This window comes from Terriglobales bacterium (assembly GCA_035937135.1).
GTDB lineage: Bacteria > Acidobacteriota > Terriglobia > Terriglobales > Acidobacteriaceae > DASYVL01.
Window position 1 is genome coordinate 1 of record DASYVL010000149.1, and the last position, 6,240, is coordinate 6,240.

Sequence of the window (6,240 nt, forward strand, 5' to 3'; positions counted from 1 at the left end):
ATCAGCCAGCCGTAGCTTCAACGAGGTTGTAAACAAGGGGGAGGGGTCGCGGGTAGCTTACGCGGCCTCTTTTTATTGGATGCGGGGTTCCGGTTCTACCAAACCTTGCGCCGAACGAAGTCCCACACCGCCTCGGCCGCCAGCCCGGCGAGGCTGCGACGGCCGGCCGTGAGCAGAGCAGTTCCAGCCATGCCCGCCTTGAGCTCGCCCTTCGGATTCTCTACCTGGATGGTGACCGCGTAGAACGTCGGCGGACGGATCCCCCGGTACTGGGCGTGTTCGCTCAGCCCGGCCGCCATGTCGGATGAGGCGGGGGCCAGGGACTGGACCCTTCCGGAGATGGAGATCACGCCCGCGTCCGGGAGCAGACGGACATCAGCGCCCACCTGGGTCTTGCGAACAGCGAACTCTGGCAGATAGATGCGGGCCCGCAAAGTGGAAAGGTCTGCTACTTCGACCAGTTCGGTCCCAGGTTCGACGCGAGAGCCCATGCGGTCTGACACGCGCGGGGTCATGACCTGGCCTCCGATGGGAGTGGAGATGGCCAGCATGGCGACCTGCTGCTGCAGCAACCGGCTGCGCTCGGCCAGTTGCTGGCGCTCGCGATCGGCCACGCCAAAGGCGGCGTAGCGAAGCTGCGCATCGGTGGCGCGGGCGGCCGCCATCCGGGAGTCCGCCAGCGTCTTGCCGGCCTCCGATTCCAGGCCCAGGTTGCGCAGCCTCAGCAAGGTCTCTCCTGCGGCCACCTTCTTCCCCTCGACCGCATTCACCTCCACTACCGTTCCCGGGACGGCGGCGCGCAGCACCGCGCGGTTCGCCGGTTCGAGCAGGAAGCGGCCTTCGACCGTCTCCCGCCAGATGGGAAGGACGAGCAGCAGCCCCAGGGCCACTCCCGCCATCAGCTTGTTTCGGGGCGTCGCCAGGGCCAGAACGCGATCTTTCTTGTCCAGATATAGCGTATTCATAAACCTCACCAATACAGTGATGCGGGAGCGGAAGATCATGTACCCGGCCCCGATCGCCGGAATGAAGGCCCACTCCGGCCCGATAAAGCCGCCGGCGATATTGCCCGCGAACTTCGCCACCACGTAGAGCAGGGAATAGCTGTAGATGCCGGAAAGGATCCCGTACACCACGTAGCCCACGCGGCGGCGCTTGGGAACGTAGGGCACCTCCACCGGCAGGCGCCAGATGTGCTTCTTCACCCAGCCGGTCACGTAGGCGGTAGAATCTTCCTTGAGCTGGGGCAGGGCCAGGATCTCGGTGATCAGGTAGTAGCCGTCCAGCTTGATGAGAGGATTCCAGTTGAAGAACAGCACCCCAAGTCCGGTGATGAGGATGAGCTTGTAGGCAAAATCGTGGACGAAGGTGCCGTAGGGCGTCCCCCACCAGACGGCGGTGGCCACGGCGCAGATGATCATCTCTGACCAGGCGCCGGAGACGATGGTCACCACTCGCTGCCAGCGGTTGGCGTACACCCAAGCTTCGGTGACGTCGGTAAAGAATGCTGGCGTCAGGTAGATCAGGTGGAAGCCCATGCGGTGGACGTGGCCGCCGTAATGCTTGCAGGTCAGCCCGTGCGCCGACTCGTGAATGAACAGCACGCCGCAGGCCAGGAACCAGAACTCGACGATGTCCCAGAAACCCTTTTCCGTGAAATTGTAGAACTGCAGCGTGTCGTAGCCGATCTCCGCCCAGCGGTCGATGAACACGTAGGTCATGAAGGCGAAGGCAAAGAGGGTGACAAGGGTGAACCAGCGAGTGTAGGTGAACTCCAGCCAGGGAAGGATCCTGTCGAACCACTCGTCCGGGTCCCAGGCGGAGAACTGCAGGTGGGAGACGTCCCCGTACTTGGATTTCTTCTTGGTGTGCTGGCTGCGCTCGTCGGCTAGCTTTTGAGTGAGGGTAGTGTTCAGCTCCTGCGGGGTCTTGTACCAGAACTCCATGGTGTCGAGATTCGCCGCCATTTCCCGGATCTCGCCCGGGTCGTAGCGGATCCCGTGCTGTTCGGCGAACAGGTCGGAGACTTCCTCGTAGGAGCGCTCTCCGTCGAACAGCTGCACCAGCTCCCACTCCGACGGGGAGAACTGGTAGAGCCAGCTCTTGCCGGAGACCACGGCGGTGATGACCGTCTTTCCCTCTTCCTCCTGCTCCCGGCCCACCAGCTTGGGATGGAGCTTGGGATAGCGTTCCTTGCCACTGAGTGCGGGGATCTCCGGAAGCGCGGTGTTGAGGGCTTCGGTGAGGTTCATTTCGGGTTGGGCAGGATCACGTTGGCGGTCATGCCCGGACGCAAGTCAGCGGCGGCTCCCATCACCTCCGCCAGCACCTCGATGGTGCCGCTCGAGGGATCGACGACCGGGCTTACCTGGATCACTTTGGCGGTGTGTTTCTGCTGGTCGCCCGCGCCCGCGGTGACGCTCAGTTCATCGCCCTTCTTCACTTGGCCCACAAAGCGCTCTGGCAAGGTGAACTTCACTCGCAGCGGCCCCACCGCGGTCACCCAGAACAGCCGGTCCCCGATGGCCACCTGCTGGCCCGCGCGCACGTAGCGCCGGGCGACTACGCCATTGAAGGGCGCCTGAATGCGCGTTTTCCCAAATTCCAGGGCCAGGGATTTCGCCGTAGCCTGGGCGTTGTGCAGGTTCTCCCGCGCCCGCTCCACTTCAGATTCGTCCGCTTCCACTTTGAAGCGGGCGTGTTCCAGGTCCTGCTTGGTGATGAGCTGCGCCTCCCACATCTTTTCGGCGCGCTCCAGGTCGGACTTTAGCACCTTGACCTCGCCCTCCCAGCCTTTGAGGTCGGCGGCGCTGCTGCGCACTTTGGCGTCGGCCGCTTCCTTGTCGGCGGTGATCTGCCGGTCGTCGAGCGTGGCCAGAAGTTGTCCCTGGCGCACCATCGTTCCCGCGTCTACGTTGACTTTTGCGACGACGCCCTCTCGCTGCGATTGGACGTCCACCTGGTTCTCCACCACGATGGGCCCGGAGGCCACGAAGGTGCTCTCTTGCGGCGCAACCGGAGCCGGGGCGGGTTTGGCGGCCGCAGCGGTCGCCGGGGCGGGTTTGGAGCCGCCGCAACCCAGCCAGGTCACCAGGCTCGCCGCAAGGAATACGGTGATTGCCACACGCTTTGCCACGCTAGCCCTCCCCAGAATTCGTTCCCCGGTATCTACAGACCAAACCACGACCACAGTTTGAAGCGCATCCACATCGCGGTGTGGCGGAACAGCACGTAGCCTGCCGGCCGCCAACCCGCTGCATACCAGCCCGTACGGACATTGACTTTGCCGCGCCCCTGCATGCCGGGCCGCATCAGCGCGTCGGTGTCCTCGTTGGCGACCGTGACGCGAGCGAAGAAGACGCGGTGCTCCTCTTCCACCTGACTCAGGGGACTGATGACCTCAAGCTTTCCTCGGAAGGTGTGCGTGGGGAAGGCACCCAGCTTCACCACGGCAGCTTCGCCGGGTTCCAGCAGGGCCACGTCTTCATCCGCCACGGACACATCCACGGTAGCGCGCCGGGTATCGGCGACCTCGGCGAAGGTGTCGCCGTACTCCAGGTGACGGCCCACCAGGTCTTCCACCCGCGGCGTGACCACCACTCCGTCAATGGGAGAGCGCAGATGGGTGCGATCCAGACGCTCCCGGGCCCGCGTCACCTCCGCGGCCCAGTAGTCCGCCTGCACCCGCTCGATGCCGGCCGCGGTGCCGTCGTTGGACGCGAGCGCGCGGTTGGCCAAAGCCACGGCCTCGCTGCGCTTGGCCTCCGCCGCCGCCAGGGCCGCGCGATAGTCCCAGTCCTCCAAGTCGGCGAGAACGGTGCCCCGCGTTACCGGGTCGCCCTCTCGCACGTAGACCTTGGCCACCACGCCCTCGACCTCGGGCTGGATCTTGGCCATGTGCGCCGGGGCCACGGTAGCCACTCCATCCACGCGCATGGGCAAGGGAACTACGATCAGGCCCAGGAGGGTCACTCCTGCAATCACCAGCATCGCCCGCCGCCGCCGCTGCTCCATGGCCAGGAACTGCTGCTTCTTCTGCAGGAAGGGTTCCAGGATGCCGATGAAGGGCACTTCGCGGTAGAGCGAGGCGTTGCGCACGGCGACCGTGGCCTGGCCCGCCAGCACCTTGATCATTTCCAGGTGGGCTTCGGAGAGGAAATCGGGGTCGCTGCTCTCGAAGGCCAGGATCCCCACCCGTCCCTGATCGTCGGCCAGGGGCAGGGTATAGAAGGCGCGCGCGCCGCTCTCCTCGAAGTAACGCTTGAACTTCTCCCGTGTCTCCGGCCGGGGGTCGTCGACCTCGCCGTCTTTCTGGACGATAAACATCTCCTGCGCGGAAAGGGAGGCCCACTGCAGCAGGTCGTTCAGGCGCTTCACGTCGGGGTCCGAGGGGTTGATCTCGGTCATGCCCGAGATGGCCTTCACCTGGATCTTGCCGCGCTCTTCCAGGGCGATGGAAGCGCGCTCGTAGGGAATGACGGCGCTGGGTCCGGTGACTACGGCTTGCAGCACCCGCTCCAGGTTCAGGGTGGAGGTGATCTCCTTGCTCACCTGGACCAGGGTCTCCAGAATCTCAACTTTGCGCTCGGCCTGCAGCAGGCTGGCATTCTTCAGCGCGCTGGCCGCGGTCTCGTTGATGCTGGTCAGCAGGAAGAGATCGTCCTCGTCGAAGGGCTCTCCGTCGCTGCGGTTGATGGCCTCCACCACTCCCACCAGCTTGCCCTGCTCCAGCAGCGCCGCCGCCACCAAGGAGAATATCTGCCCCTCCTCGACGTCCTCATTGCGCTGGGTGAGGCGCTCGTCATCGGCGGAGTCGATGAGTACCGCCTCGCCGGAATCGGAGACCGCCGCCGCAATGCCCTCCCCACCCTTCAGCGTGGTGCCCACCTCGACGGTCGGATCCACTCCCGCCCGGTTGATCAGCAGCAGGCCGTCGCCGCTCACCAGCCACAGATTCACCGCCTGGACGTTCATCACCTCCTGGAACTTGGAGCACACCACGGGCAGCAGGTCGTCCATCTCCAGGGTGCCGTTGAACACCTTCTCCAGGTCATACATCTGGGCGATGCGGGTGATGGATTCCAGCTGCGTATTGCGCTCGGTCTCGTAGGCGATGCCGGTGGCCAGGGCGAGCGCGGCGTACTCCGCGACCTCCGCCACCTGGGCCATCTCGGACTCTGTGACCGGCCGGTCGTAGTGGATGATCTCGATGGCGCCCAGCAGCATCTCTTCCAGGAGAATGGGGACGTAGGCCAGCGAAGCTACGGTTCGGCGGAGGTTCAGGTGGGAGTACTGCTCGCGCGTCAGTTCGCCGCCGGGGAAGATGCGCGCTTCCTTTTTCTCCGCGATGATTCCCAGGGTGCCCGCGCCGAATTCGACCCCGGACACGGCCACCTGGACCTCGCCTTCCGCGGCCTTGGCGCTCCAGGCCGGCGCCGCTTGGTCCTCTACCGCATAGACTACCACCGCCGCTCCGGGCAGCATCTCCGCCACCTGATGCGCGGTCAGGCGGGCGCGCGGGGTGACCTCGCGTTCGGACAGCAGACCGGCGGCGAATTCGGCCAGTGGGACAGCGAAACCCGGTCTTTGAGTCGCCATCGAGCGGCTCCTTCAGTTGCTAGCCAGGGTACGGGTTAGTTATCAAAACGGGGCGCAGGGAGACTACGCACTTGCAAAATTCCGGTGGTTCTCTTAATTTGTGCGGGCACTCTAACAAACGGTTACTCGGGTGTCAACGCGCTCGCTTCGCCGCTTCGGCCCGTTTTTGGACGGGAGGGGGGCGAGCGGAGCCCGAAAGCCGTCGGTGCAATAGCGGAGGCCAACGTTGGACATCAGCGTTAGAAAATACGGGAGCGTGCATGTCATCGAGCTGCGCGGGGACTTGAAGATCGGCGAGTCGGTGGACGGCTTTCGCCAGGCCATCGAGCAGTTGTTCGACGCCGGCGACAACCAGATCGTGGTCAACGTGGGAGCGGTGCCCATGATCGATTCCAGCGGCATCGGTGTCCTGGTGCGCTCGCTCACCTCCGCCAAACAGCGGGGCGGGGCGCTCAAGCTGGTCAAGCCCTCGAAGCTGGCGGTGCAGACGCTCAAGATCGTCGGCTTGATCAACCTGTTCGAGGTCTTCGATGACCAGGCTCAGGCCGTCGAGTCGTTCGGCTAGGCGCCCGGCCAGCCCCAGGACCCGCAAGCGCTCTCTCAGAAAAACTCCTGCAGACCGCCCACGGACCGCCCGCGCCT

At 64.7% G+C, this 6,240-nt stretch carries 4 protein-coding genes; 1 reads left to right on the forward strand and 3 read right to left on the reverse strand.

The window, feature by feature from the left end; genetic code table 11:
* Nucleotides 1–95: 95 nt before the first annotated feature.
* Genes VGQ94_08860 through VGQ94_08870 form a run of 3 tightly spaced genes read right to left on the reverse strand, consistent with a single transcriptional unit; the run spans nt 96 to nt 5,598 of the window.
* On the reverse strand, nt 96–2,252 hold the full coding sequence (locus tag VGQ94_08860) for an HlyD family efflux transporter periplasmic adaptor subunit (GenBank protein HEV2022626.1): 2,157 nt from the start codon (nt 2,250–2,252) through the stop codon (nt 96–98).
* Complete coding sequence (locus tag VGQ94_08865; protein ID HEV2022627.1) at nt 2,249–3,136, reverse strand: efflux RND transporter periplasmic adaptor subunit; 888 nt, start codon at nt 3,134–3,136, stop codon at nt 2,249–2,251. The genes VGQ94_08860 and VGQ94_08865 overlap by 4 nt, the downstream gene beginning before the upstream one ends.
* A gap of 32 nt (nt 3,137–3,168) precedes the next feature.
* Complete coding sequence (locus VGQ94_08870) at nt 3,169–5,598, reverse strand: efflux RND transporter periplasmic adaptor subunit (protein HEV2022628.1); 2,430 nt, start codon at nt 5,596–5,598, stop codon at nt 3,169–3,171.
* A gap of 226 nt (nt 5,599–5,824) precedes the next feature.
* Between VGQ94_08870 and VGQ94_08875 the strand changes: the two genes are divergently transcribed.
* Nucleotides 5,825–6,163, forward strand: a complete 339-nt coding sequence (locus VGQ94_08875) for an STAS domain-containing protein (protein HEV2022629.1) — start codon at nt 5,825–5,827, stop codon at nt 6,161–6,163.
* Nucleotides 6,164–6,240: the final 77 nt, after the last annotated feature.